The sequence below is a fragment of the Sulfitobacter aquimarinus genome, from assembly GCF_040149565.1.
Taxonomy (GTDB): domain Bacteria; phylum Pseudomonadota; class Alphaproteobacteria; order Rhodobacterales; family Rhodobacteraceae; genus Sulfitobacter; species Sulfitobacter aquimarinus.
Map to the genome: position 1 here is coordinate 511,537 of NZ_JBEFLO010000002.1, position 24,673 is coordinate 536,209.

Sequence of the window (24,673 nt, forward strand, 5' to 3'; positions counted from 1 at the left end):
GGCTGCGTCATCTATGTGCGCTAGTTCGCCGGTGTTTGGGCCGACCTTATGGGCTGTATGCGGGGAAGGGAATATTGGGTGGCGGTGGGGGCGGTGACTTCGGTAAAGAAATTTCCCAATTCTGGTAAATCTTGTAAATTCATCCTCGTTAGCGCGCACGGGCCTTGGGCGTACGCGCCGTCAGTCGGGGCTTGGCACCGCCAAGATCACGCGGTAGGCTCTGCCCCAAGCGCACCGTGAAGGACGCGCACCAAAGGGAGAAACCGATGAATAAATTTCTGAGCGGCGCAGCCGTCTGCGCACTGAGCTTTGCATTTGTATCCGAAGCCGCTGCAACCGAATGGAACGTATCTGTCTGGGGCAAACGCCGCGCGTTTACCGAGCATGTTGAAAAACTGGCCGAACTGGTTTCGGAAAAGACAAACGGCGAATTCACCATGAACGTCAGCTACGGCGGCCTGTCCAAAAACCGCGAGAACCTTGACGGGATCTCGATCGGGGCGTTCGAGATGGCACAATTCTGCGCGGGCTATCACCGCGATAAAAACCGCGTTGTGACCGTGCTGGAACTGCCGTTCCTCGGCGTTGAGAATCTTGAACAGGAAGTCGCGATTTCCAAAGCCGTTTATGCCCACCCCGCCGCGACCGAAGAAATGGCGCAGTGGAATGCAAAACTGCTGATGACGTCGCCCATGCCGCAATACAACCTTGTCGGCACCGGCGCTCCTCGTGCCACGCTGGAAGATTTCAAAGGTATGCGCGTCCGCGCCACAGGCGGTATCGGCCAAGCCTTCGAAGCCGTTGGCGGTGTGCCCACATCCGTGACAGCCACCGAAGCATTCCAAGCGATGGATTCGGGCGTTGTTGATACGGTTGCCTTCGCACAGCACGCCCACCTCAGCTTTGGCACCATCAACGAGGCCGACTGGTGGACAGCCAACCTGAATCCCGGCACGGTGAACTGCCCTGTTGTGGTGAACATCGACGCCTATGAAGGTCTGTCGGACGCGCACCGCGAAGCACTCGACAGCTCGGTTGACGAGGCGCTGGACCACTATCTGGCCAACTACGGCGAACTGCTGCAACGCTGGGATAGCGTGCTGGAAGAAAAAGGCGTGGAAAAAGTCGAGATTTCCGATGATGTGATCGCGTCCTTCCGCTCCACCGCGGCGGACCCGATCCGCGACAAATGGATCGCCGACATGGAAGCCCAGGGCATGCCGGGTCAAGAACTGTATGATCTGGTTGTCAAAACACTCGCTGACGCAAAAAGCGGCAGCTAAAGGGGCGGGGCACACCAGCCCTGACCGCTGAAAACACTGGGCTGCGCGGGACATCGCGCAGCCCTTTTTGCACATGATTTTAAACAAGGGGGCGGGCCGATGGCGGGATCAGCCGCAGTGCTGGAAGACTCCAGCATCTTAAGCAAACTTGACCGCATGCTACTGCCGCTGGAGCGCTTTTGCGCCCTGCTGAGCGGGCTTGCGATTTTTTCACTGATGTTTCTGGCGGCCTATTCCGTCACGGCGCGCAAATTCTTTGCCAGCCCCTTGTTGGGCTACGTCGATTATATCGAGGCGGCGATGCCGATCATCGCGATCATGGGCGTGTCCTATGTCGCACGCGACGGCACGCATATCCGCATGGACATGCTGGTCAACGCGCTCAAGGGTCGCGTCTTGTGGCTGTTTGAGCTGGTCTCGGTGCTGTTGATGCTGCTGCTGATCGTGGGCCTGACCTACGGCGCATGGGAGCATTTTGACCGCTCGTTTGACTGCGCGCGCCCGTTTTGTTCGCGCGATAGCTCGATTGATGTGAACCTGCCGATCTGGCCCAGCAAGATCGTCGTGCCGTTTGCCTTTGCGGTGTTGATCCTGCGGCTGGTTTTGCAGGCGTGGGGCTATGCGCGTGCGCTGGTGCTGGGCTTGGAAAGCCCTGTCGCCGTGCCTTTGTCGCTGACGGTTGAGCAGCAGGCGATGGCAGAAGCCAAGATGATGGAAGGGGCGGACTGATGGAACCGATTGAAATTGGCCTATGGGTCTCGGGCGGTATGCTTCTTATGGTCGTGCTGGGGATGCGCGTGGCCTTTGCCGCTGGCCTTGCTGGGTATGTCGGGCTGATCTGGCTGCGCTGGAACGGCTTTGACTACGACCCGGACCGTTTCTGGAAAGCGGTTGAGATCAGCACAAAGATCGCGGGCCTTACGCCGCACTCCAAAGTCTCGGCGCAGGTTCTGAGCCTGATCCCCGTCTTTATCATGATCGGCTATCTGGCCTATCACGCCAAGCTGACGACCGCGCTGTTCGAGGCGTGCAAACGCTGGATCGCGTGGGTGCCGGGGGGCTTGGCTGTCTCGACCGTTTTTGCCACCGCAGGCTTTGCGGCCGTGTCGGGCGCGTCTGTGGCTACGGCGGCTGTGTTTGCGCGGATCGCCATCCCCGAAATGCTCAAGATCGGGTATAACAAGCAATTTGCGGCGGGAGTTGTGGCTGCTGGGGGCACGCTTGCCTCATTGATCCCGCCCTCGGCCATTTTGGTAATTTACGCAATTATCGTTGAGCAGGACGTGGGCATGTTGCTGTTGGCGGGGTTCATCCCCGGTATGTTCAGCGCCATCGTCTATGCCGCGCTGATCATCGGCATTGCGATGATCTGGAAGAACGTGGGCCCGCCCGTGACCGGCTTTACATGGAAAGAACGGTTCGAGAGCCTGCCGCCTGCGCTGCCCATTGTGGCCGTGGTCGTGATCATCATCTTCTTTGTCTACAACCCCTTTGGCGACGCATGGGGCACCCCGACCGAGGGCGGCGCCGTGGGCGCGTTCATCGTCTTCCTGATGGCGCTTTATCGCGGGATGCGCTGGGCCAAGCTGAAGGAAGCGTTGCTGGAGACGGCCAAACTCACCGTGATGATCTTTACGATCATCTGGGGCGTGCTGATCTATGTGCGGTTCCTTGGCTTTGCAGAGCTGCCCGATGCGTTTTCGGACTGGATCACCTCGTTGGAGCTGGCGCCGATTGTGATCCTGATCTGTATCCTGCTGGCTTATGCGGTGCTGGGGATGTTCATGGATGCGATCGGAATGCTGTTGCTGACGCTGCCTGTAGTGTATCCGGCGGTTATGGCGCTGAATGGCGGCGAGATGGTGTCGGCTGCGGATAGCGCCTTTGGCATGTCGGGGCAGATGTGTGCGATCTGGTTCGGGATATTGGTGGTGAAGATGGCCGAGTTTTGCCTCATCACCCCTCCGATCGGTCTGAACTGCTTTGTGGTGGCGGGCGTGCGCGATGACCTGACCGTGCAAGACGTGTTTCGCGGTGTGACACCGTTTTTCATCGCCGATGCGGTGACGATCGCGCTGTTGGTGGCGTTCCCCGCGATTGTGCTGTGGTTGCCGTCGCTCGCGAACTGAGCTTTGCCCATGGCGCGTCTTGGCGTGCCGTGGGGTATCTTGTTGTCTAAGGGAGGGATTGCGATGACGTTTAACAGTTTTTCTGCCGGGCTGGTGTGGCTTTGTGGTGCGACAAGGGCATGTGCCCTTGCCGCTACGCTGCTCCTCGCTGGGGGGGCGCAGGCGCAAACGGCGGCGGAGTGCATCGCGCCGCAAGCGCAGCAGTTGATGAATGCCTGCGCTGCAAAGGACTACGAGAAAGCGGATGCCGGGCTAAACACAGCGTGGAAATCCGCGAAATCATTTGCCGATGCAATCGGGCAGGGGGCGGCCTTGCTCAAAGCGCAGCGTGCCTGGCTGGCCTACCGTGATGCGGCCTGTGCCGTTCATGCCAGCCCGTTCGAGGGCGGCTCACTCCAGCCGCTGATCCGCGCGACCTGTCTGTCCGAACTGACGGCGCAGCGCACGCGCATGTTGCTGGAGTTCAACGCCTATTGAGGCGCGGGCCCGCCGCCCTCGCCGATGTCCCAGAACAGGCCGGCCATGATCTCCAGCCCCTCACGGCAGATGGATTTCAACACATGCTCGTCCGGCGCGTGCTGGTTGCACCCCATATAGCTGTGCGGAATCCACACCGTCGGCAGGCCGAGAATATCGGCAAAGCAATCATTGGGCAGCGAGCCCGCCAGATTTGGCAGCACATGGGGTGCTTTGCCCGTTGTCTGCGTGATCGAGCGTTTCACATAACTGACCCAAGGATGGCCCGGCGCAAGGCGTGTAGCGGCAAATATGCCTGCCTCCGACGGCACAACCTCCACCGCTTCAAACCCGCCCGCATCCAGATGACGGCGTAGCGCAGGCAGCACGCCTTGGGCATCTGTCCCCACCACATAACGCAGCTGGCAGGTCGCCCGCGCATAGCCCGATATCGCGTTGAGCGGCGCTTCGGGCGTGCCTGACTTCATCGCCAGCACCGCAAAGCTGTTCCAACCGTAGGCGCGCTCGGCGGGCGTCAGCGTTGCTTCGCCCCAATCCGTATCAATCTGCGGCCCCGCGCCGCCCGTGCCACCCACGGGCAGACCCGCAAGGGCTGCGCGAATGTCAGGTGTCAGGCTGTCGGGGCGCCATTCGGGAATGCGCAATTGGCCACGGGCATCCGTGATGCTGGCCAGCGCATGCGCAAGGATCATCGCAGGGTCGGCCAACAGCCCGCCCCAATTGCCCGAGTGATGCGCGCCGTCCCGCAAATCCACCACCAGATCAAATCCGATCCCCCCGCGTGATCCCATAAACATGGTCGGCACATCCGCCGCCAGCCGAGGCCCGTCTGACGCGATCAGCACATCCGCCGCCAATGTCCCTGCGTGCTGCTGCATCATCTGCGCAAGCCCGGGGGAGCCGATCTCTTCGCTGGTTTCCATCACGATCTTGACGTTAAAGCCAAGGCGCCCGCGCTGGGCCAGCACCGTCTCTAGCGCCATGATGTTAATCAGATGCTGCACCTTGTTGTCGGCACTGCCGCGCCCGTAAAGGGCGTCTCCTTCATCGCGCAGCTCAAAGGGGGCACGCCCCTCGCTCCAATGTTCGGCCTGTCCCAGAACGACATCCCCGTGACCGTAGATCAGGACAGTGGGCAGGGCCGCGTCCTCAATGCGTTGGGCAAACAGGAAGGGGCCGCCGCCCGCCACAGGATTGTCGTGGCTTGTGCAGGCAAAGCCCGCCGCCTCCAGCCGTGGGCGGATCGCTTCGGTCAGGTAGGTAGCCAGCACCGCCAGCTGATCGGGGTTCTGGCTTTCGCTCTGGTAGCGGACCAAATCGGTCAGCTCATGTTGCAATTGCCCGCTATCAAATCGGGCGGCGGCGGCGGCAAGGGTTCTTTCGCGTGTCATGGAGGCAAACCTATCGTCAGAAGCACGGCGGGCCAATAGCCGCGCAGGGCATTCGCGCAAATACCTCTGGGCCACGTGCCGATGGAATTGCCGCGCAGCGGACACCAATGCCGATGTTACCCAAGCCGGCATTTCAAACGCAGCTGATATAGATCGGCGCAAGCCTTCCGAGCCTGGATGCGGTGGTGCCTGCGTCGGGGGGGGGAACTGGTCACACTTTACGCGGAGCGCAGTGGGCCTGAGCCATGACCGCCGGGGGTAAACCGGGGTGGGCTATAGCAGGGTTGACAGGTGGAGCATTTTAATTAACATGATAAGTAATTGAGGAGCCCGTGATGCCGCATTTCCAGATCGACTATTCCGCCAACCTTGAAGATGTCGTGGACATGGGCGCACTGTGCGAGGCTATCCGCGCAGCGGCTGTGCAGATCGAGACATTCCCCATGGCAGGCGTGCGCGTGCGGGCCACGCGGGTCGATCACTATGCCATCGCTGATGGCAGCCCGGCGCACGGTTTCATCGACCTGTCGATCCGCCTGCGCGAAGGGCGGCCAGAGGCCGTGAAACAAGAGGCCGTGACCCGCATTTTCGACACGCTCAAGACGTTTGTCGCCCCCGCGCTTGCCACCCGCTCCATCGCGCTTTCGGCCGAGATGCGCGATATAGATGCGGGCCTGTCCCCCAAGCACGGCACCATCCGCCACCATTTGAAGGATACGCAATGACCGCTTTTGACACCAATCTGGAAAAGCTCGAAACCCTGTTGGCGCGGTTCCGCACTGACGGCATCCCCAACCGTATCGCGGGCGGTGATGTGGCGGGCAGTGGCGGCGTGTTCCAGACCCGTTCGCCAGTGGATAAATCACTGATCTGCGATGTCGCCCGCGGCACAGCAGCCGATATTGATGCCGCGGCCAATGCGGCCTCTGAGGCGTTTGTGACGTGGCGCGACATGCCCGCACTAGAGCGCAAGCGCATCCTGATCCGCGTCGCCGAAGGGATCGAAGCCCGCGCCGAAGAGATCGCCCTGTGCGAGTGTTGGGACACGGGCCAGACGATCAAGTTCATGTCAAAGGCGGCCCTGCGCGGTGCCGAAAATTTCCGCTATTTCGCGGATCAGGTGGTACAGGCACGCGACGGCCAAAGCCTGCAATCGCCCACGCTGATGAACATCACCAGCCGCGTGCCCATTGGCCCCGTGGGGGTCATCACGCCGTGGAACACGCCCTTCATGCTGTCCACATGGAAGATCGCGCCCGCCCTCGCGGCAGGCTGCACCGTGGTCCATAAACCCGCCGAAGCCTCGCCCCTGACCGCGCGGTTGTTGGTCGAGATCGCTGAGGAGGCAGGCCTGCCAGCGGGGGTTCTCAACACCGTGAACGGCTTTGGCGATGATGCGGGCCGTGCGCTGTGCGAACACCCCAAGATCAAGGCAATCGCCTTTGTGGGCGAAAGCAGCACGGGCAGCCTGATCACCAAGCAGGGGGCAGATACGCTCAAACGAAACCATCTGGAGTTGGGCGGTAAAAACCCTGTCATCGTGTTTGATGATGCCGATCTTGAGCGGGCCTTGGACGCGGTGATCTTCATGATCTTCTCGATCAATGGCGAACGCTGCACCTCGTCTTCGCGCCTGTTTGTGCAAGATACTATTCGCGAAGAATTCGAGGCCAGGCTGGTCGCACGGGTCGAGGCGATCAAGGTCGGGCATCCGCTGGACCCCGCCACCGAGATCGGCCCGCTGGTCAGCGAAGAACACTTTGCCAAAGTCACCAGTTATTTCGACATCGCCCGCACCGACGGCGCGACCATCGCCGCAGGCGGTGAGGTTGTGGGCAGCGAGGGATACTTCATCCGCCCCACGGTGTTCACCAACGCCACCAACGAGATGCGCGTCGCCCGTGAGGAGATTTTTGGCCCTGTCCTTACCTCGATTCCCTTCAGCACCGAGGAAGAGGCGCTGGCGATGGCCAATGACACCGACTATGGTCTGACGGGCTATCTCTGGACCAATGATCTGACCCGTGCGCTGCGCTTTACCGACAAGCTGGAGGCGGGGATGATCTGGGTAAACTCCGAGAACGTGCGCCACCTGCCCACGCCCTTTGGTGGCGTAAAAAGCAGCGGCATCGGCCGCGACGGTGGTGATTTCTCGTTCGATTTCTACATGGAGCAAAAGCACGTAGGCTTTGCTACGGGCCAGCATAAAATCACGAAACTAGGAGCGCTCTGATGCCTGTACCCGCGCCGAACCTGTACCCTGATTTCAACACCATCCGCCTTAGCCATGCCTGTCTGAATGTGGCCGATCTGGATGCCTCGCGTAAATTCTATACCGAGATTTTAGGCCTGCAAGTGACGGATGAGGACGACAGCCACATCTATCTACGCGCCATGGAAGAACGCGGGCATCATTGCATCATCCTGCAAAAATCCGAGCAGCCCGGCACGGTCGAGGTGATGGGGTTCAAAACCTTTGACGAGGATGATCTGGACCGCGCCGAGACGTATTTCCAGTCCAAAGGCCGCCCGACCCAATGGGTGGACCGCGCCTATCAGGGCCGCACGCTGCTGACATCCGACAACCACGGCATTCCGCTGGAGTTCTATCACAAGATGGACCGCCTGCCGCCGATCCACCAGCAATACGCGCTGTACCGCGGGGTGAAGCCGCTTCGGATCGACCACTTCAACTGTTTCTCACCCGATGTAGATGCCAGCGTGGCCTTCTACAGCGATTTCGGCTTTCGCGTGACGGAATACACCGAAGACGCCGAGAGCAAAAAGCTGTGGGCCGCGTGGATGCACCGCAAGGGCGGCGTGCATGACATGGCCTTCACCAACGGCACGGGCCCGCGCATGCACCATGTAGCGTTTTGGGTGCCGACCCCGCTTAACATCATTGATCTGCTCGATCTGATGGCGACCACGGGTTATGTCGATAATATCGAGCGCGGACCGGGGCGGCATGGGATTTCCAACGCCTTTTTCCTCTATATCCTTGATCCTGACGGCCACCGGATCGAGATCTACTGCTCGGACTACCAGACCGTCGACCCTGATATGGAGCCGATCCACTGGGACCTCAAGGACCCCCAGCGCCAGACGCTGTGGGGGGCGGCAGCGCCCAAAAGCTGGTTCGAGCACGGCACGCGGTTTGTGGGCGTCGACACGTCAGCGTCGCAGATCGCAGCCAGCCCGATAATCGCCCCGTAGGGGCGTCATTGTATTGGAAGACCCCGTAAGGGCGTCACTGTATTGAAATGCCCCGTAGGGGCGTCACGGTATCGGAATAACCCGCAAAGGCGTTGGGAGAATACCCCCCAACGCCTGTGCCCTCAGGTAATCACATCAGGCGTGATGCGCCCGATTGTCTGCTCCATATCCGTCAGCGCCACCGCTGCGGCCCAAACGGCGGCCAATGCGGTTTGCGGGTCTTGGCTGATGTCGCCGCCCAAGCCCGAGAACTGTTCAAGATACACGCGGATCGTGGCCCCTTCGGTCCCTGTGCCCGACAGGCGGAACACAGCGCGCGCCCCGCTTTCAAACATAATCCGCACGCCTTGATTGCTCGCGACAGACCCATCTACCGGGTCGGTATAGGTAAACTCATCCGCCGCGCTGACCGTCAGGCCCGCGATCTGCTGGCCCGGCAGCTGCGGCAGTTTGGCGATCAGCCCCTGCATCAAGGCGTTGGCCTTGTCCGATGCGACGGCTTCAAAATCATAGCGTGAATAGTAGTCGCGCCCGTATTCCGCCCAATGCGTGGCCATGATCTGTGCAACCGACTGCTTGCGCACAGCAAGGATGTTGAGCCATAGCAGAACGGCCCAAAGCCCGTCCTTTTCGCGCACATGGTCCGACCCCGTTCCGGCACTTTCCTCGCCACATAGCGTCACCTTGCCCGCATCCAGCAGCGTGCCAAAGAACTTCCAGCCCGTTGGCGTCTCATACGCAGGAATGCCAAGCCACGACGCCACGCGGTCTGCCGCCCCGCTTGTCGGCATCGAGCGGGCGATCCCCGCCAAACCGCGGCGATAGGCAGGGGCCAGATGCGCATTGGCAGCCAGTACGGCAAGGCTGTCAGAGGGGGTGACATAGGCACCGCGCCCCACAATCATGTTGCGGTCGCCGTCCCCGTCCGAGGCTGCACCCAGATCAGGCGCGCTGTCCGACATCATCTCGGTCATCAAATCCTTGGCCCAGATGGGGTTGGGGTCGGGGTGGCCCTTGCCAAAATCCTCGGAGGGGGTGCCGTTGATGACAGTGCCAGCGGGTGCGCCCAGCATTTCCTCCAGAATTTCGGTTGCGTAGGGGCCCGTGACCGCGTGCATCGCATCAAACCGCATGGTGAAGCCAGAGGCAAAGAGCGCACGGATCGCGTCAAAGTCGAACAGCGTCTGCATCAACGTGCTATAGCTTTCCACAGGGTCCACGACATGCAGGGTCATACTGCCCAGTCGGGAGATGCCGATGCGGCTCAGATCCACGTCATCCTTTTGCGTGATGTGATAAGCGTCCAGCGTTTTGGTCTGCGCAAATATCTGGTTGGTCAGCCCTTCGGGCGCGGGGCCGCCGTTTTCGGAGTTGAACTTGATGCCGAAATCCGCGTCGATGCCGCCGGGGTTATGGCTGGCCGACAGGATGAACCCGCCGTCCGTCTGGTTCATTCGGATCAGATGCGACACGGCGGGCGTTGATAGAATACCGTCACGGCCCACGATCACCTCGGCTGCGCCATTGGCGGCGGCCATCCGCAAAATGATCTGGATCGCCTCGCGGTTGAAATAGCGCCCGTCGCCGCCCACCACAAACCGCTTGCCCTGTGCGCCGCCAATCGCGTTTAGCGTGGCCTGCACAAAATTCTCCAGATAATTCGGCTCCATGAACACACGGGTTTTCTTGCGCAGCCCGGATGTGCCGGGTTTTTGCCCTTCGATCGGGGCGGTGACGGTGGTGTAGGTGGTCATTATCTGCCTTTCACTTGGCGCTATCTGATGCCTGTATAGGCGGTGCAGCCACGCGGCGCTAGTTTTAGGAACCCTGCAGATGAGCCGCCTGCTACTGCGGGCGCTTGTATTTGCCTGACGCGTTGGATGGGGTAGGGGGAACGCCCCCTTGGCCAAACCCGATTTGTCGCTTATGTCACGACACACAAGGCCCGCATCAGGCGGGCGTGATGGACACAAACAAGGCGAGACGACGCGACCATGTCTGATGCAAACCAGCCCGCAGAACAACCGCCACACCGGCCCAATCTGGGCCGCGCCATGGTCGTGCGGGCCTCACGCCTATCCGTCGCCCCGATGATGGACTGGACCGACCGCCACTGCCGGTATCTGCATCGGTTGATGAGCACGCAAACCCTTCTTTATACCGAGATGGTCACCGCGCCCGCGCTGGTGCGCGGCGGCGCGTTGCATCTGCTGGATCACAATCCTGCCGAACACCCCGTGGCCCTGCAGCTTGGCGGCTCCGACCCCGCCGAACTGGCCGAGGCGGCGCGCATCGGCGCACAAGCGGGCTATGACGAGATTAACCTGAATGTCGGCTGCCCCTCTGACCGTGTGCAATCAGGCGCATTTGGCGCGGTGCTGATGAAGGACGCGGCGCTGGTGGCGGCCTGTGTGGGCGCGATGCGCCGTGCTGTGGATGTTGAGGTGACGGTCAAATGCCGCATCGGCGTGGACGACCAAGACCCCGAATACATCCTGCCCGAATTCCTCAGCCGCATTGTCGCGGCGGGTGTTGAACGCGTGACGATCCACGCCCGCAAAGCGTGGCTGGACGGGCTTAGCCCCAAGGAAAACCGCGACATCCCGCCGCTCGATTATCCGCTGGTTCACCGCATGAAAGAGCTGTTTCCCAATCTGCATATCTCCCTCAATGGCGGGATCACCACGTTGGAGACGGCGCAGGCGGCGCTGGACGCGGGGCTGGACGGGGTGATGATCGGGCGGGCGGCCTATCACCAACCCGCCGACATCCTGTGTCGGGCCGACCGCCTGATCTACGGGACCGGCACCGACACCACAGCCGAAGCCACCGTGCTGGCCATGCTGCCGTATATCGAGGCGCATTTGGAGGCGGGCGGCAAGCTTGGTTCGGTCACGCGGCATATGCTGGGGCTGTTTGCGGGCCGTCCGGGTGCGCGGGTGTGGCGGCGGGTGCTGTCGCAGGGCGCGCATCTGCAGGGGGCGGGGACTGCGCTGGTCCGCGACGCGCTGGAGCAAACACAAGAGCAAACCGCACTGGCCGCCGCCGCCCGCGCAGTGTAGCAACACCTTAACACATTCCACACCGCAAGGAGACGCGCCATGCCAGACACAATTTTGCTGATACAAATGGCAGTTATGCTGATGGTCATCGGAGCCTTTGCAGGCGTGCTTGCGGGGCTGTTGGGCGTGGGCGGTGGCATCGTTCTGGTGCCTGCGTTTTTTTACGCCTTCCAGACGCTTGGCTATGGCGGTGAACAGTTGATGCAGCTGTGTCTGGCCACATCTTTGGCGACGATCATCGTCACATCCGTCCGTTCGGTCCTGTCGCACAATAAAAAGGGCGCGGTGGATTGGCAGATCTTGCGCAGCTGGGCCCCCGGCATCGTGATTGGTGCAGTGATCGGCATGGTCGCCGTCTCGGGCCTGCGCTCCTCAACGCTGCAAGCGATCTTTGGCGTGCTGGCGCTGGTGGTGGGCTTGTACATGAGCTTTGGCCGCGCAGAGTGGCGGCTGGGTGAGGCAATGCCCAAAGGTGTGGCGCGTGCTGGTCTGTCGCCTGCCGTTGGCTTTTTGTCGGTCTTGATGGGGATCGGCGGGGGCAGCTTTGGCGTCCCGTTGATGAGTCTGTATAACACGCCGATCCACCGTGCGGTGGCTACGGCGGCAGGCTTTGGCGTGGTGATTGCCGTGCCCTCGGTGATCGGGTTTTTATTCGTTGAGATGGACGCCGCGTCCAAGCCGCCTTTTACTGTTGGAGCGGTCAATCTGGTGGCCTTTGTGCTGGTGATCGCGATGACGCTGATTACCACACCCTACGGCGCACGGCTGGCCCATGCGATGGATCCCAAACCGCTCAAACGGGCGTTTGGTGTGTTTCTGGTTTTGGTGGCGCTCAACATGCTGCGCAAGGCGCTGATGGGGTGACGGGGCCGGACGGGTATACCGTTTACGATCACGATTCGCACACCGCTGCATGGAGCAAGGCCGCAGCCGACATCGCCCGCACCATCGTGGCACAGCCACAGATGCGCGGCCCCGACAATCTGCGCCACGGTCAGACGTGGTTTGTAGGTGTGGATGCGCTGCCCAATGCGGCAGACGGCAGTATCGCAGGCGTGCCACTGCGCGGCCCATGGCAGAGCGCGGTGCCGGAGCTGCCGCTGCACCCTGCGCAACTGTCGATCATCTATGAAGGCTACCCCAAACAGGACGCCGGCGAGAGCGACGCAAACCACCGCTACCGACTAAACCGCTGTGCGGCGCATGTGGACGGCTTGCTGCCCGTGGGGCCAGATCGACGCCGCTTTGCGCGTGAATACCACGCTTATATTCTGGCCATCCCGCTGGGAGACTGCGCTGCGGCCCCCACCGTTGTCTGGCCCGCAAGCCAGCAGATCATGCAGGCGGCCCTTCGTAGGGCTATTGGCGATAATCCCGCCGACCAGGTCGATATTACAGAGGCTTACAAACAGGCCCGCGCCCATGTGTTCGAGGTATGCACCCCAGTGCCGCTGCTGTTGCGGCAGGGGCAATCCGCGCTGCTGCATCCGTTTTTGCTGCATGGCACGCAAAGCTGGGGCGCGCACCGCGATCCCGACGGGCAGGGCCGCATGGTCGCCTTCTTTCGCCCTGAATGCGCAGGCGGTGCGTCAGAATGGCTACAACTGTAGCTGTTTCGTCGCGGCGCACAATAAACTTACCTTTGCCCCATTGTTGCCCCAAGCCTTTGGCATGTACGCTTGTGTAACGCCCCCGAAAGAGGGGCATCAGGATTTGAGGCAGAAGATGAAACAGACCATGACCGGGCCTTTTGGCTATGTCGCGTATTTCAATTCAACAGGGAAATCCCCTGCGCAGTTTCCTGCTCTGAACATTCCCGAATGCGATTTCGCCCGTGCCGGTGCCCAGCAGGCTGCAAACAGCCCTCTGCCACCCCGCGTGGTGGCCCTGCCGCGTCAAACGCGCCGCCGCGCAGCGATTGCGATGTTCGGAACGCCAGAGCGCCGCAAAAACTAGGGCTTACGCGCCAGTCGGGCGGCCCGCCCGCCGCGCCGTTTGGTCAGCGCACCCGCACGGGTGGGCAGTTCATCCATCACCGCACGGCGCACCTCTGCGCTCATCCGCGACCATGCGCCAATCTCGTCTATCGAACGCAGGCAGCCCGTGCACAAACGGCTTTCGGGGTGGATCACACAAATCTTGATGCAAGGGCTTTCGATCTCGGCCCGCTTCCAGATCTTGTCACTCATGTTTCGGCCTCCTGATTGCGGCGCACAACGGCCAGCCTGTCCAACACACCTTGCAGGATATAGCCAGCGGCGACATGGTCGATCACTTCCGAGCGCCGCCGCCGTGATGTATCTGCCTCCAGCAACGCGCGTTCTGCGGCGACGGTGGATAGCCGCTCATCCCAATACCCGATGGGCAGGGCAGGATGCAGCCTGTCAAAGTTGCGCGCAAAGGCGCGGGTTGATTGGCATCGCGGACCTTCCGAGCCGTCCATATTGAACGGCAACCCAAGGATCAGCCCGCCAATCCTTCGCTCTGCGATAATCTCGCCCAGCCGCGCCGCATCAAGGCCGAATTTGCGGCGCTTCACGGTCTCAAGCGGGGTGGCGATAGACAGGAAGCTGTCGCTGACAGCCACGCCGATGGTCTTTTCCCCCAGATCAAGCCCGATCAGGGCCTGCATTGCCGGCAGGCTGGCGGCGAAATCCTCGATCCGATCAAAAATCATTCGACCACCCCCGCCTTGCGACCTGCGGCGTTAATCAACTCAATCGCGCTCTGGTCGCCTGCGAAGACCTCAACCGCGTTGGCATGGATCGCCGCCGCGCGTTCCCATTCGCCCAAAACGCCCAGTGACGAGATAAGCCTTGCCCAGTCGCGTGCAGGCCCGCCCTCGGTGGCGAGGCGTTCTGACAGCCCCACAACCATGCTGCCAATCATCTCCATCCGCTCGGCGGGGGTCATCTCGGCTGCGTTTTCGACATCTGCTGCCGTGGGGCCACGCTGCGTGCCGGTTCCGATGTCGGGAACAGAGTAGTTCACGCCGGCAAGCTGGGCCAGCTCCTCGATCTGTTCAAGAATGGGGGGGATCCACGGCGCATCAGCGGGACCCGCCCGCAGCAACTGATCCCAGATGCGGAACGCCTGATCGGGCCTGCCTGTCTGCGCCAGCATCAGCCCGATATAATACCGTGCCGTGCTGTTTGAGCGGTCCTTGACCAATGCGGCCCGCAGGCTCATCTCGGCCTCGGGCGAGACATAGCCGCCCGCCGCCAAAATCCGCAACTCTCCCAAATCAGCAAGCTCTTGCGGGCTGGCACCGCCTGCCTTCAACTCGACCAGTCGCGCCTGCGCCTGCACGGCGGCGGCATAATTCCCGATGCGCCGTTCTTGCTGCGCCAGTAGCGCGTGGCCCTGTTGGTCGTCTGGCCGCGCTGCGACCGTCTCACGCAGTTGCGCCATCAAGGCGCGGTAGCGGTCGTCCATCTCGGCAGGGTCCACAAACGGCGGAAGCGAATCCTGGGCCACCGATTGCGCGGGCCGCGTTTTGCGAACTTCTTCGGCAAAGGCGATCCGGTCCTTTAGCGCCATGTCGCCATAGCCTGGCGCGCCCAACCACAGATAGCTGGCCAGACTGCCCACCACGCCAACAGCTATGATTGCCAGCGCGGCGCCGACAGGGGCGCGGTGCTGTGTGCTGTCTTCGGATTTCTGCGCCTTGTCGGCAGCGATCAGGCGGCGTGCGATTTCGGCGTGCACCCGCTCGGCGTCGTCTTTTGTGACCACGCCGCGGGCCACATCACGGTCAACCTCGGCCAATTGCGCACGGTACACTTCTATGTCCGAGGCCGTCCGCGATCCCGTATCGCGCCCCGCACCGCGCAGAACCGCACGCACCAGAACGGCCGCCACACTCACTGTGATCGCACCCGCAACAATCCAGAAACTCACCACGGCACCCGCCTCCCTCGTTTTGCCAGATGTAATACGCCCGCGCCCCGACCAAAAGGGGCGATTGCCCACCCCGCGACGAATAGACACCGCCCGAATTTGCCTGCTTGCGGGGGATGTCGTAAATTAGCTAACAAATGCCGCGAAGAGTATCCTCTTTTCCGTCCGCTTCACCATGAAGGACGTATGCGGGCCGCTGTGCCCGAATCCAGACAACTATTGCCGCAGGGAACACCCGTGATGAAGAAATACTCCGTATTTGCCGTGGCACGCGAAGCGATGCGCCACCACACCGGTTGGACCCGCGCATGGCGCGATGCAGCCCCCAAGAAACGCTATGACGCGATTATCATCGGGGCAGGGGGGCACGGCCTCGCGACGGCGTATTATCTGGGCAAGAACTTCGGCATCACCAATGTGGCGATTTTGGAAAAGGGCTGGCTGGGGGGCGGCAACACGGGCCGCAATACGACCATCATCCGATCCAACTATTTGCAGGATCCATCGGCCGCGATCTATGAAAAGTCGCGCAGCCTGTACGAGACGATGTCGCAGGATCTCAACTATAATGTGATGTTTTCCCCACGCGGCGTCATCATGCTTGCACAAACCGAACATGAGGTGCGTGGGTACAAGCGGACGGCCCATGCCAACATGTTGCAAGGTGTGACCACCGAATTCATCCCCCCCGCGCGTGTCAAAGAGCTGGTGCCGATCATCAACATCGAGGGTCCCCGCTATCCCGTGCTGGGCGGTTTGTGGCAGGCCCGCGGCGGCACGGCGCGCCACGATGCAGTGGCGTGGGGCTATGCGCGGGCGTGTTCGGATATGGGCATGGACGTGATCCAGCAATGCGAAGTCACGGGCATCCGGTCCGAGGGTGGCAAGGTCACGGGCGTGTCCACCAACCGTGGCGACATCGCCTGTGATAAACTGGGCATGGTGGTCGCGGGCCACTCGGGGCACCTTGCCGATATGGCGGGCTTCCGTCTGCCCGTGGAATCAGTCGCCCTTCAGGCGCTGGTGTCCGAGCCGATCAAACCTTGCATGGATGTCGTCGTGATGGCCAACACAGTCCACGGCTACATGAGCCAGTCCGACAAGGGCGAGATGGTCATCGGTGGCGGCACGGACGGCTACAACAACTACACCCAGCGCGGCTCCTTCCACCATATCGAAGAAACGGTCCGCGCATTGGTCGAGACATTCCCAATGGTCTCCCGCCTCAAAATGCTGCGCCAATGGGGCGGCATCGTGGACGTCACGGGCGACCGCTCTCCCATCCTCAGCAAAACGCCCGTCGACGGCGTGTTCATCAACTGCGGCTGGGGTACTGGCGGCTTCAAAGCCATCCCTGGCTCCGGCTGGGCCATGGCCGAGCTGATGGCAAAGGGCTACTCACCCCTCACCGACGCCTTCGGGCTGGAGCGGTTCGTCGAAGGTCGCTTCATCGACGAAAGTGTTGCAGCGGGGGTAGCGCATTGATGTATGCACTGTGCGCACCGCGGATGTCTGAAGTTGTCGGAAAAGGATGGAACCTTTCGGGCGCCTTGTCTGTTGTTAATGAAACAAACAGACCAAAGGAACAAAGAACATGGCACAGCAACAACCAGCCGTTGAACGTCAGAATACAACCACGACAACAACCACAACCGGCGGTGGCTCCGGCATGGGTTTCATTGTCGGCGCGCTTGTCGTGGTGGTCGGCGTTCTCGCATATTTCGTCTTTGGCGGCAGCTTTGAAGGCGCGGGTGCAAACGATGTCAACATCACCGTCGAAGGTGCTGCAGACGCCGTTGAAGGCGCTGCAGACGCAGCAGCAGGCGCCGCTTCGGAATAAAACCACCACCAATCCGGTGACGAACTTGACGGCTGTCTCTTTCTCAAGAGACAGCCTTTTTGCGTTATGGCAGCGGACCCTTTCGACCGCCGCTCCCTGTCATTCTTCAAAGTCTGGAGACTGCCCATGCTGATCGTATCCTGCCCCAACTGCGGCATCACAGCCGAGGAAACCGAATTCCACGCCCACGGCGAGGCGCATATCACCCGCCACACCGTAGGCTCCACCGATGACCAGATGGAAACCTATCTGTTCATGCGCAAAAACCCCAAAGGCGTGCATTTTGAGCGCTGGCGCCACCAGAACGGCTGCGGCAAGTGGTTCCACATGGCGCGTTGCACGATGACCCTCGAAGTCTTCGGCACCTACAGCGCCCAAACCTACACCCCGCCCGAAGAATTACTCGCTCAAATCGACGCAAAACGCCCCGGTTGGCGCGACGCCATCTGATGTCCCTTCTTTTCTTTGCCCTTAAACTCAATCCCGCATCCACAACCCGCGCTGGAGCCGATATATGAGCACCCGTCTCGCCACTGGTGGCCGCCTGCTGAACAAAGCCACCCCCGTCAAATTTCGCTTCAACGGACGCCACATGAGCGGCTTCGAGGGCGACACACTCGCCTCCGCCCTGCTGGCCAACGACCAAATGCTGGTCGGCCGCTCGTTCAAATACCACCGTCCGCGTGGCATCGTGGCCGCTGGTCCCGAAGAACCCAACGGTCTGGTCAACCTCGGCACCGAAGGCAATTTCGAGCCGAACGCCCGCGTCACCACGACCGAGCTGTTCGAGGGTCTGCGCGCCGAGAGCCAGAACCACTGGCCCAGCCTTGAGTTCGACGTAGGTGCGATCAACAAGCACCTCAGCCGCTTTTTGCCCGCAGGCTTTTACTACAAGATGTTCATCCACCCGCGCCCCTTGTGGAAGCATGTCTACGAGCCGATCATCCGCCACTCTGCTGGCCTTGGCCGCGCCCCGAAGGCCCGCGATGAAGACACGTACGAGCATTTCTATGCCTTCTGCGATGTGCTGATCGTCGGTGGCGGTGTTGCAGGGCTGGAAGCCGCCCGCGCCGCGGCCCTGTCCGGTGCCCGCGTGATACTGATGGAGCAAACCGCCCATTGGGGTGGCCGCACGCCTGTCGACGGGGGCGAGATTGACGGCATGCCCGCGCAGGACTGGATCGACGCGACGATTGCCCAGCTTGAGGGGATGGAGAACGTTACCCTGCGCACCCGCTGCATGGGCGCAGGGGTCTACGACCACGGCTATGTGCTGGGATACGAGCGGTTGACCGACCACGACCCCGACGCGATCGGCCCCCGCCACCGCCTGTGGCGCGTGCGAGCAGGGCATGTGATCACGGCAACGGGGGCGATTGAACGCCCGCTCAGCTTTGCGGGTAACGACATTCCCGGTGTCATGCTGGCCGCCTCGATGCGCGACTATGTGGTCAATTACGGCGTCTCGGTGGGCGACCGCACGGTGGTGGTAACCAATAACGACGATGCCTACCTCACGGCGATTGCCCTCAAACACGCAGGCCTCGACGTGCCTGCCATCATCGACGCCCGCGTGCTGCCGCAAGACAGCGAAGCAATGGCGCAGGCAAAGGCGCTGGGCATTCGTGTGCTGATGGGCCACGGTATCGCCTCGGTCAAAGGCGGCAAGCGGGTGACAGGCGTTGCTGTCTGCTCCCAAGCGGGCGAAGGCGCGGTGCTGGAAGAAATTCCGTGTGACGCCGTTGCCATGTCAGGCGGGTGGAGCCCTGTTGTCCACCTGTGGTCCCACTGCGGCGGCAAGCTGTTCTGGGACGAGGCAAACGCCTGTTTCAGCCCAGACCCTGACCGCCCGCCAAAAGGTGCGGACGGGGGGCAGTTTGTCTCTACCGCAGGGGCGGCCTCTGGCAGCTTCGCGCTGGATGATCTGCTCAACGATGCTTATGCGGCGGCTGATGGCACGCTGCGCTGTCTGGGCATGAAACTGCCGCGTGGCACCAAAGCTTCCCAAGGGGAGCGGCGCGAGGAAGCGCCCATGGCTCCCGTCTGGTTGATGCCGCAAGGGGCCAGCGTGAAGCTGCGCGAAAAGGCGTGGCTGGATTACCAGAACGACGTCAAAGTTTCGGACGTGCGGCTGGCTGCGCAGGAAGGTTTTGTCAGCGTCGAACACGCCAAACGCTATACCACTTTGGGCATGGCGACGGATCAGGGTAAATTGAGTAATATCAATGGTCTCGCGACCCTTGCTAATGCTTTGGGTGAAGATATACCCACCGTGGGCACCACCACTTTCCGCCCGCCGTATCACCCCATCTCGATGGCGTCGATCGGCGGTGAGGCACGCGGCGCGGCCTTCCAGCCCGTCCGCCGCACACCCATGCATGACTGGAACGAAGCGAACGGCGCCGAGTGGGAGCCTGTCGGCCAATGGCGCCGTCCCTATGCCTACAAGCAATCAGGCGAAAGCACCCATGATGCCGTGATGCGCGAAGTCACCAACACGCGGACGAACATGGGCCTGCTCGATGCCTCGACCCTTGGCAAGCTGGTGGTTAAGGGGCCGGATGCAGGCAAGTTCCTTGATATGCTTTACACCAACATGATGAGCACGCTGAAGATCGGCAAATGCCGCTATGGGCTGATGTGCAACGACAACGGGTTCCTCATTGACGACGGCGTTGTCGCCCGCATCGACGAGGACACATGGCTGTGCCACACGACCACGGGCGGCGCGGAATCGATCCATGCCCATATGGAGGAATGGCTGCAAACCGAATGGTGGGACATGAAGGTCTATGTCGCCAATGTGACCGAGCAATATGCGCAGGTCGCCGTGGTGGGCCCTAACGCCCGCAAGGCGCTGGAAAGCCTCGGCGGCATGGACGTCAGTAAAGAGGCGCTTGGCTTTATGGAGTGGGCGGACGGTGTGATTGGCGGCTTCAAGGTCCGCGTCTACCGCATCTCCTTCTCGGGCGAGCTGAGTTACGAGATCGCGGTCGATGCTAGCCACGGCCAGGCCTTCTGGGATGCGCTGATGGCTGTGGGGGCCGATCTGGGCGTGATGCCTTATGGCACCGAATGCTTGCACATCCTGCGGGCCGAGAAAGGCTTTATCATGATCGGGGACGAGACGGACGGCACCGTCATCCCCCAAGACCTTGGCCTGCACTGGGCGCTGAGCAAGAAGAAAGAGGACTACCTTGGCAAACGCGCCCACCAGCGCAGCCATATGGCAGACCCGAACCGCTGGAAACTGGTGGGTCTTGAGACCACAGACGGCAGCACACTGCCCGACGGTGCCTATGCCGTGGGCGAGGGGACCAACGCCAACGGTCAGCGCAAGATGATCGGGCGCGTCACTTCCAGCTACCATTCACCCACGTTGGGCAAGGGGATCGCCATGGGGCTGGTGCATCACGGGCCTGACCGCATGGGAGAGGTGCTGGAGTTCCCCGGAACTGACGGCAAAACCTACAGCGCACGGATCGTCGATCCGGTGTTCTATGACAAAGACGGGGAGAAGCAAAATGTCTGAGCCAGTATCCGCTTTGAACGGCGCGGCCTTTGCCACGGGCATCGCCCAAATCACTGAGCTGGGACCACGCGGCATGATCACCCTGCGCGGCGACCTGTCGGCCCGCAGCTTTACCAAAGCTGTCGCGTCTGTGGCAGGTGTGGCTGTGCCAGACATCCGCACCTGCGCCCAAAGCGGCACAGACGGAATCGCGTGGATGTCACCCGACGAATTGCTGGTCATGTGCGACTATGCCGAGGCAGGCGAGAAAGTCGCGGCGCTGAATACCAAGCTGGCCAAACAACATGCGCTATGCGTGAACGTCTCAGACGCTCGCGCGGTGTTCGAGGTGCGCGGCCCTCGTGCGCGGGAGGTTATGGCCAAACTCGCCCCCGTTGATCTGGCCCCCGCCCAGTTCACCACCGGCATGTTCCGCCGCACACGCATCGCCCAAGTGCCCGCCGCCTTCTGGATGCCCGAGGCGGATGTGTTTCATGTGGTTTGCTTCCGTTCGGTCGCGCAATACGTGTTCGATGTGCTGGGCGTCGCGGCACAGCCCGGCTCGGAAGTGGATGCATTCTAGGGGCAAATCAGGGCATGTGCGGCGACGTCGCCTTGACCCTTCGGTGTAATCGGATAGGTTGGGGGAACTTCGACTTTAAGGAACCCAACCTATGCGCCGCTCTAAATCGAGAATTTTTGCCGCTTGTGTGGCGCTTGCCTTAGGGGCCACGCCCGCCGTATCGGCCGAGGCGTTCATGTATGAATGCGACATGGCAGACGCATCGCGCAGCCAAGGCTGGATTTCGCCCAAGATTGCGCTGATCTTTGCGAAGGACGGCTCTGTTAAGGCTGTGGACGCGGTTATCCTGCATTTTGCAGGGGGGCCGATCAAGGGCACGGTATTGCGCAATAACGCCAGCCGTGCGGTTGTGAAATGGACCGTGAAAGGGGCAAAGGCGGACAACGGCACCAGCTTTGCCGACTTTGATTACCGCGCCTCGATCGGCAAAAAGTCGGGCAAGGTCGATCTGACGGCCATCCCGCATGGCTATGACAAAGGGCTGCGCAGCGGGGGGAGCTGCAAGAAAAGAACGGGCTGAATTTGTACAGCATATCGGCGGGAACAGGGCTAAAGGGCATTCATCTTATGGTATCGCCTTGACGCGAGGCCAAAACGCCCTCCATTTAGCGGGATAGAAATCCCGTTAACAGGAGGCCCATATTATGGCTTTTGAACTTCCCGATCTTCCCTATGCCCACGATGCCCTTGCCGCCCACGGCATGAGCGCCGAGACGCTGGAATTCCACCATGACAAGCACCACAACGCCTATGTCGTGAACGGCAACAAAGCGATCGAAGGCACGGAATGGGCCGGCAAATCTCTCGAAGAGATCATCAAAGGCACCTATGACGGCACAGCTGTTGCGCAAAGCGGTATCTTCAACAACATCTCCCAGCTGTGGAACCACAACCAGTTCTGGGAAATGATGGGCCCGAACAAATCCGCCATGCCCTCCGAGCTGGAAAAGGCACTGGTCGAGAGCTTTGGCTCGGTCGACAAGTTCAAGGACGAGTTCAAAGCCGCAGGCGCGGGCCAGTTCGGCTCGGGCTGGGCGTGGTTGGTGAAGGACACTGACGGCGGCCTGAAGGTCACCAAGACCGAGAACGGCGTAAACCCGCTGTGCTTTGGCCAGACCGCGCTGCTGGGCTGTGACGTGTGGGAGCATTCCTATTACATCGACTTCCGCAATGCGCGCCCCGACTACCTGACCAACTTCCTCGACAATCTTGTCAACTGGGACAACGTCGCGTCCCGCATGTAATAGCAAGCGCAGCTCTCCCAGTGACCTTGCGCATGGCTTCGCCATACGCTGGGTGAACTGGGACAACGTTGCCTCCCGCATGGAAGCCCTAGGTTTCTTAACCTTAGAAACGGAAAGCCCCGCAAGCATATCGCTGCGGGGCTTTTTTTATGAAACCTGCGCGACCGGTCAGGCTAGAACCTGCGCCAAGCCCTCCAGCGCCGCATCGGCGTCCTCGACCCATGTCACAAACTCAAGCAAGCTGTCATCGGCAAACCCGCGCCCTGTGATGTTCTTCATCAACTGCATGAGCGGGTCCCAGTAGCCATCTGTATTCACGACGTAAATCGGCTTTTCATGCAGGTCCAATTGCCGCCATGTCAGAACCTCGAACAGCTCATCCAGCGACCCTGCGCCACCGGGCAGCACCACAAAGGCGTCCGCATTCATGACCATGACCTTCTTACGCTCGTGCATGGTTTCGGTGACGATGTAGGTGGTCAGGTCGGTCTTGCCGACTTCCCAGTCCACCAGATGCTGGGGGATTACGCCAAACGTATCGCCGCCTGCGGCTTGGGCGCTGCGGGCGACACTGCCCATCAGCCCCACATCACCCGCGCCGTAGACCAGCCGCCAGCCGCGTGCGGCAATGCCTTGGCCCATGGTTTCGGCCACAGTGGTAAAGGCGGGCGTGTCGCCGGCGCGCGAGCCGCAGAAGACACAGATTGATTTCACAGACATGGGGGACCCTTTGCATCGGTTTTCACGAAAATGGCATAAGCCGACCTGCGGCTTTGACCGATCCTACCCTGCGCGGTACAAAGCCTCAACGCGTGGAAAACGCGCAAGGCACAAAGGCGCGAATGAATGACCAAATTATCGGCAGCTTTAGGGGGCAACGCAGGCGCGGTTCTTGCGGGTGGGGGCATGTGCGTGGCTTTGGCTCTTGGCGCCTATATCGGGTTCGGCACGCCGATGCGCACGCCCGACAGCGACGCGGCCCCAGCGCCCACCGCACAACAAGACAGCTCCAGCGCCCAGACAGTCGACGCAGACCAGCTGGCAAGCGCGGAGCCATCCGCCCCCCTTGCCCCCAGTTTCGACGAATTGCGCCGTGAGGCGGATGGCACAACCATCATCGCGGGCCGTGCCGAGCCGCTCAGCGATGTGGCCATCTTGCTGGACGGAGAGCAGGTCGCCACTGCCAAAGCAGACGGGAGCGGCGGGTTCGCGGCCATTGCGGTGCTGGCCCCGACTGCGGCTGCGCAAGTGGTCAGCCTGTCCGCCAGCAGCGGAGAGGAGAAGACCGCCTCGTTGGATGAGATCATCCTTGCCCCTGCGGCACAACCCGTACAGCCCGCGCCTGAAGACGAAGCTCAGGCAGATACGCAGGCGCCCGCCGCGCCAACGCGAACGGATGCGCTGGCTCAGGCCGATACCGAATTGCCGGCTGCGCCAACCGATGGCGAGCCTGTGGCGCAGACCGAGACCACTCCTGCACCTGTGGCTGTGTTGAAATCCGACGCCAGCGGGGTGCAACTGTTGCAGGCGGCAAGGCCGCAGGCGATGACGGCGATTGCGCTGGATACCATCGGCTATTCCGATCTGGGCGCTGTGCAGCTGTCGGGGCGGGCGCAGGCGGATACGGCGCGGGTGCGGGTCTATCTTGATAATCGCTCGGTTGTGACGCTCTCGGTGGATGACGATGGCCGCTGGCGCGGCGATCTGCCGAATGTGGACGAGGGGATTTATACCCTGCGCGTGGACGAGGTCAGCGCGGAAGGCACCGTAAGCAGCCGCGTCGAGACGCCCTTTAAACGCGAATCTGCCGAAGTGCTGGCGCAGGCCAGTGCTGTGCAAGACGGCCCTGTGAAATCCATCACCGTGCAAACGGGTGCCACGCTGTGGGCTATTGCGCGTGAACGGTACGGCGACGGCACGTTGTTCGTGCGGGTGTTCGAGGCGAACGCGGACAGCATCCGCAATCCCGATCTGATCTATCCTGGTCAGATATTCGATTTGCCGAACTAAGGTGGCCCTTGGGGGCAAAGAGACCTA

At 61.4% G+C, this 24,673-nt stretch carries 25 protein-coding genes; 19 read left to right on the forward strand and 6 right to left on the reverse strand.

Annotated features, from left to right (window positions below):
- The first annotated feature begins 266 nt into the window (after nucleotides 1–266).
- The 4 genes from ABMC88_RS06545 (at nucleotide 267) to ABMC88_RS06560 (ending at nucleotide 3,889) form a co-directional block, all read left to right on the forward strand.
- The gene (locus ABMC88_RS06545) at nucleotides 267–1,283 is read left to right on the forward strand and encodes a C4-dicarboxylate TRAP transporter substrate-binding protein (RefSeq protein ID WP_349576033.1); all 1,017 of its coding nucleotides are present in this window, start codon (nucleotides 267–269) and stop codon (nucleotides 1,281–1,283) included.
- 99 nt (nucleotides 1,284–1,382) lie between these two features.
- Nucleotides 1,383–2,012, forward strand: a complete 630-nt coding sequence (locus ABMC88_RS06550; RefSeq protein WP_349576034.1) for a TRAP transporter small permease subunit — start codon at nucleotides 1,383–1,385, stop codon at nucleotides 2,010–2,012.
- Nucleotides 2,012–3,412, forward strand: a complete 1,401-nt coding sequence (locus ABMC88_RS06555; protein WP_349576035.1) for a TRAP transporter large permease — start codon at nucleotides 2,012–2,014, stop codon at nucleotides 3,410–3,412. Before ABMC88_RS06550 ends, ABMC88_RS06555 begins: the two co-directional genes overlap by 1 nt.
- Nucleotides 3,413–3,475: 63 nt before the next feature.
- A complete protein-coding gene (locus tag ABMC88_RS06560; protein WP_349576036.1) occupies nucleotides 3,476–3,889 on the forward strand; it encodes a lysozyme inhibitor LprI family protein in 414 nt (137 codons plus the stop codon).
- On the opposite strand, the gene ABMC88_RS06565 is transcribed toward ABMC88_RS06560, so the two are convergent.
- Nucleotides 3,883–5,280, reverse strand: coding sequence for a M20 family metallopeptidase (locus tag ABMC88_RS06565; RefSeq protein ID WP_349576037.1), 1,398 nt, complete (start codon nucleotides 5,278–5,280; stop codon nucleotides 3,883–3,885). The genes ABMC88_RS06560 and ABMC88_RS06565 overlap by 7 nt on opposite strands.
- 335 nt (nucleotides 5,281–5,615) lie before the next feature.
- On the opposite strand from ABMC88_RS06565, the gene ABMC88_RS06570 reads away from it, so the two are divergent.
- From ABMC88_RS06570 to hpaD, 3 genes are read left to right on the forward strand one after another with little or no spacing between them, the layout of a single operon-like run.
- A complete protein-coding gene (locus ABMC88_RS06570; protein ID WP_349576038.1) occupies nucleotides 5,616–6,005 on the forward strand; it encodes a 5-carboxymethyl-2-hydroxymuconate isomerase in 390 nt (129 codons plus the stop codon).
- Nucleotides 6,002–7,513 carry a 5-carboxymethyl-2-hydroxymuconate semialdehyde dehydrogenase gene (gene hpaE, locus ABMC88_RS06575; protein WP_349576039.1) on the forward strand — a complete coding sequence of 504 codons (1,512 nt, stop codon included), beginning with the start codon at nucleotides 6,002–6,004 and terminating at the stop codon, nucleotides 7,511–7,513. The genes ABMC88_RS06570 and hpaE overlap by 4 nt, the downstream gene beginning before the upstream one ends.
- Entirely contained in the window at nucleotides 7,513–8,496 is a 984-nt protein-coding gene (gene hpaD / locus ABMC88_RS06580) for a 3,4-dihydroxyphenylacetate 2,3-dioxygenase (RefSeq protein WP_349576040.1), read from the forward strand. The genes hpaE and hpaD overlap by 1 nt, the downstream gene beginning before the upstream one ends.
- 122 nt (nucleotides 8,497–8,618) lie before the next feature.
- On the opposite strand, the gene ABMC88_RS06585 is transcribed toward hpaD, so the two are convergent.
- The gene (locus ABMC88_RS06585; RefSeq protein WP_349576041.1) at nucleotides 8,619–10,250 is read right to left on the reverse strand and encodes an alpha-D-glucose phosphate-specific phosphoglucomutase; all 1,632 of its coding nucleotides are present in this window, start codon (nucleotides 10,248–10,250) and stop codon (nucleotides 8,619–8,621) included.
- A gap of 300 nt (nucleotides 10,251–10,550) precedes the next feature.
- On the opposite strand from ABMC88_RS06585, the gene dusA reads away from it, so the two are divergent.
- From dusA to ABMC88_RS06605, 4 genes are all read left to right on the forward strand, one after another.
- Nucleotides 10,551–11,558, forward strand: coding sequence for a tRNA dihydrouridine(20/20a) synthase DusA (dusA, locus tag ABMC88_RS06590; RefSeq protein WP_349576147.1), 1,008 nt, complete (start codon nucleotides 10,551–10,553; stop codon nucleotides 11,556–11,558).
- A gap of 39 nt (nucleotides 11,559–11,597) precedes the next feature.
- A complete protein-coding gene (locus ABMC88_RS06595; protein WP_349576042.1) occupies nucleotides 11,598–12,422 on the forward strand; it encodes a sulfite exporter TauE/SafE family protein in 825 nt (274 codons plus the stop codon).
- Nucleotides 12,419–13,168 carry a hypothetical protein gene (locus ABMC88_RS06600; RefSeq protein WP_349576043.1) on the forward strand — a complete coding sequence of 250 codons (750 nt, stop codon included), beginning with the start codon at nucleotides 12,419–12,421 and terminating at the stop codon, nucleotides 13,166–13,168. The genes ABMC88_RS06595 and ABMC88_RS06600 overlap by 4 nt, the downstream gene beginning before the upstream one ends.
- A 127-nt stretch (nucleotides 13,169–13,295) precedes the next feature.
- The gene (locus ABMC88_RS06605) at nucleotides 13,296–13,514 is read left to right on the forward strand and encodes a hypothetical protein (protein ID WP_349576044.1); all 219 of its coding nucleotides are present in this window, start codon (nucleotides 13,296–13,298) and stop codon (nucleotides 13,512–13,514) included.
- Here the strand turns inward: ABMC88_RS06605 and ABMC88_RS06610 are convergent.
- From ABMC88_RS06610 to ccmI, 3 genes are read right to left on the reverse strand one after another with little or no spacing between them, the layout of a single operon-like run.
- Nucleotides 13,511–13,747, reverse strand: a complete 237-nt coding sequence (locus ABMC88_RS06610; protein ID WP_349576045.1) for a DUF1289 domain-containing protein — start codon at nucleotides 13,745–13,747, stop codon at nucleotides 13,511–13,513. The genes ABMC88_RS06605 and ABMC88_RS06610 overlap by 4 nt on opposite strands.
- Nucleotides 13,744–14,235, reverse strand: coding sequence for a Holliday junction resolvase RuvX (ruvX, locus tag ABMC88_RS06615; protein WP_349576046.1), 492 nt, complete (start codon nucleotides 14,233–14,235; stop codon nucleotides 13,744–13,746). The genes ABMC88_RS06610 and ruvX overlap by 4 nt, the downstream gene beginning before the upstream one ends.
- Nucleotides 14,232–15,458, reverse strand: coding sequence for a c-type cytochrome biogenesis protein CcmI (gene ccmI, locus ABMC88_RS06620; protein ID WP_349576047.1), 1,227 nt, complete (start codon nucleotides 15,456–15,458; stop codon nucleotides 14,232–14,234). Before ccmI ends, ruvX begins: the two co-directional genes overlap by 4 nt.
- 240 nt (nucleotides 15,459–15,698) lie before the next feature.
- Between ccmI and ABMC88_RS06625 the strand changes: the two genes are divergently transcribed.
- The 7 genes from ABMC88_RS06625 to ABMC88_RS06655 all read left to right on the forward strand — a co-directional run bounded on the left by ABMC88_RS06625 (nucleotide 15,699) and on the right by ABMC88_RS06655 (nucleotide 22,636).
- Nucleotides 15,699–16,943, forward strand: a complete 1,245-nt coding sequence (locus tag ABMC88_RS06625) for a sarcosine oxidase subunit beta family protein (protein WP_349576048.1) — start codon at nucleotides 15,699–15,701, stop codon at nucleotides 16,941–16,943.
- 109 nt (nucleotides 16,944–17,052) lie between these two features.
- Entirely contained in the window at nucleotides 17,053–17,298 is a 246-nt protein-coding gene (locus ABMC88_RS06630; RefSeq protein WP_349576049.1) for a hypothetical protein, read from the forward strand.
- 126 nt (nucleotides 17,299–17,424) lie between these two features.
- A complete protein-coding gene (locus ABMC88_RS06635; RefSeq protein WP_349576050.1) occupies nucleotides 17,425–17,748 on the forward strand; it encodes a sarcosine oxidase subunit delta in 324 nt (107 codons plus the stop codon).
- A 64-nt stretch (nucleotides 17,749–17,812) separates the two neighbouring features.
- Entirely contained in the window at nucleotides 17,813–20,830 is a 3,018-nt protein-coding gene (locus tag ABMC88_RS06640; RefSeq protein WP_349576051.1) for a sarcosine oxidase subunit alpha family protein, read from the forward strand.
- A complete protein-coding gene (locus tag ABMC88_RS06645) occupies nucleotides 20,823–21,392 on the forward strand; it encodes a sarcosine oxidase subunit gamma (RefSeq protein ID WP_349576052.1) in 570 nt (189 codons plus the stop codon). The genes ABMC88_RS06640 and ABMC88_RS06645 overlap by 8 nt, the downstream gene beginning before the upstream one ends.
- A gap of 91 nt (nucleotides 21,393–21,483) precedes the next feature.
- Nucleotides 21,484–21,912, forward strand: coding sequence for a hypothetical protein (locus ABMC88_RS06650; protein WP_349576053.1), 429 nt, complete (start codon nucleotides 21,484–21,486; stop codon nucleotides 21,910–21,912).
- A gap of 124 nt (nucleotides 21,913–22,036) precedes the next feature.
- Nucleotides 22,037–22,636, forward strand: a complete 600-nt coding sequence (locus tag ABMC88_RS06655; RefSeq protein ID WP_349576054.1) for a superoxide dismutase — start codon at nucleotides 22,037–22,039, stop codon at nucleotides 22,634–22,636.
- 168 nt (nucleotides 22,637–22,804) lie between these two features.
- Here the strand turns inward: ABMC88_RS06655 and ABMC88_RS06660 are convergent, their stop codons facing one another.
- Nucleotides 22,805–23,356, reverse strand: a complete 552-nt coding sequence (locus ABMC88_RS06660; RefSeq protein WP_349576055.1) for an LOG family protein — start codon at nucleotides 23,354–23,356, stop codon at nucleotides 22,805–22,807.
- A 126-nt stretch (nucleotides 23,357–23,482) separates the two neighbouring features.
- On the opposite strand from ABMC88_RS06660, the gene ABMC88_RS06665 reads away from it, so the two are divergent.
- Nucleotides 23,483–24,646, forward strand: coding sequence for a LysM peptidoglycan-binding domain-containing protein (locus ABMC88_RS06665; protein WP_349576056.1), 1,164 nt, complete (start codon nucleotides 23,483–23,485; stop codon nucleotides 24,644–24,646).
- Nucleotides 24,647–24,673 lie beyond the last annotated feature (27 nt).

Bases quoted from the DNA above. Each gene is read 5' to 3' on its own strand.
- ABMC88_RS06610 (WP_349576045.1), bottom strand. From the start codon at position 13,747: ATGAGTGACAAGATCTGGAAGCGGGCCGAGATCGAAAGCCCTTGCATC.
- ABMC88_RS06585 (WP_349576041.1), bottom strand. From the start codon at position 10,250: ATGACCACCTACACCACCGTCACCGCCCCGATCGAAGGGCAAAAACCC.
- ABMC88_RS06545 (WP_349576033.1), top strand. From the start codon at position 267: ATGAATAAATTTCTGAGCGGCGCAGCCGTCTGCGCACTGAGCTTTGCA.
- ABMC88_RS06660 (WP_349576055.1), bottom strand. From the start codon at position 23,356: ATGTCTGTGAAATCAATCTGTGTCTTCTGCGGCTCGCGCGCCGGCGAC.
- ABMC88_RS06555 (WP_349576035.1), top strand. From the start codon at position 2,012: ATGGAACCGATTGAAATTGGCCTATGGGTCTCGGGCGGTATGCTTCTT.
- ruvX (WP_349576046.1), bottom strand. From the start codon at position 14,235: ATGATTTTTGATCGGATCGAGGATTTCGCCGCCAGCCTGCCGGCAATG.
- ABMC88_RS06655 (WP_349576054.1), top strand. From the start codon at position 22,037: ATGGCTTTTGAACTTCCCGATCTTCCCTATGCCCACGATGCCCTTGCC.
- ABMC88_RS06605 (WP_349576044.1), top strand. From the start codon at position 13,296: ATGACCGGGCCTTTTGGCTATGTCGCGTATTTCAATTCAACAGGGAAA.
- ABMC88_RS06650 (WP_349576053.1), top strand. From the start codon at position 21,484: ATGCGCCGCTCTAAATCGAGAATTTTTGCCGCTTGTGTGGCGCTTGCC.
- dusA (WP_349576147.1), top strand. From the start codon at position 10,551: ATGGTCGTGCGGGCCTCACGCCTATCCGTCGCCCCGATGATGGACTGG.
- ABMC88_RS06640 (WP_349576051.1), top strand. From the start codon at position 17,813: ATGAGCACCCGTCTCGCCACTGGTGGCCGCCTGCTGAACAAAGCCACC.
- ABMC88_RS06570 (WP_349576038.1), top strand. From the start codon at position 5,616: ATGCCGCATTTCCAGATCGACTATTCCGCCAACCTTGAAGATGTCGTG.
- ABMC88_RS06665 (WP_349576056.1), top strand. From the start codon at position 23,483: ATGACCAAATTATCGGCAGCTTTAGGGGGCAACGCAGGCGCGGTTCTT.
- hpaD (WP_349576040.1), top strand. From the start codon at position 7,513: ATGCCTGTACCCGCGCCGAACCTGTACCCTGATTTCAACACCATCCGC.
- ABMC88_RS06550 (WP_349576034.1), top strand. From the start codon at position 1,383: ATGGCGGGATCAGCCGCAGTGCTGGAAGACTCCAGCATCTTAAGCAAA.
- ABMC88_RS06645 (WP_349576052.1), top strand. From the start codon at position 20,823: ATGTCTGAGCCAGTATCCGCTTTGAACGGCGCGGCCTTTGCCACGGGC.
- ABMC88_RS06560 (WP_349576036.1), top strand. From the start codon at position 3,476: ATGACGTTTAACAGTTTTTCTGCCGGGCTGGTGTGGCTTTGTGGTGCG.
- ABMC88_RS06625 (WP_349576048.1), top strand. From the start codon at position 15,699: ATGAAGAAATACTCCGTATTTGCCGTGGCACGCGAAGCGATGCGCCAC.
- ABMC88_RS06630 (WP_349576049.1), top strand. From the start codon at position 17,053: ATGGCACAGCAACAACCAGCCGTTGAACGTCAGAATACAACCACGACA.
- ABMC88_RS06635 (WP_349576050.1), top strand. From the start codon at position 17,425: ATGCTGATCGTATCCTGCCCCAACTGCGGCATCACAGCCGAGGAAACC.
- hpaE (WP_349576039.1), top strand. From the start codon at position 6,002: ATGACCGCTTTTGACACCAATCTGGAAAAGCTCGAAACCCTGTTGGCG.
- ABMC88_RS06595 (WP_349576042.1), top strand. From the start codon at position 11,598: ATGCCAGACACAATTTTGCTGATACAAATGGCAGTTATGCTGATGGTC.
- ABMC88_RS06565 (WP_349576037.1), bottom strand. From the start codon at position 5,280: ATGACACGCGAAAGAACCCTTGCCGCCGCCGCCGCCCGATTTGATAGC.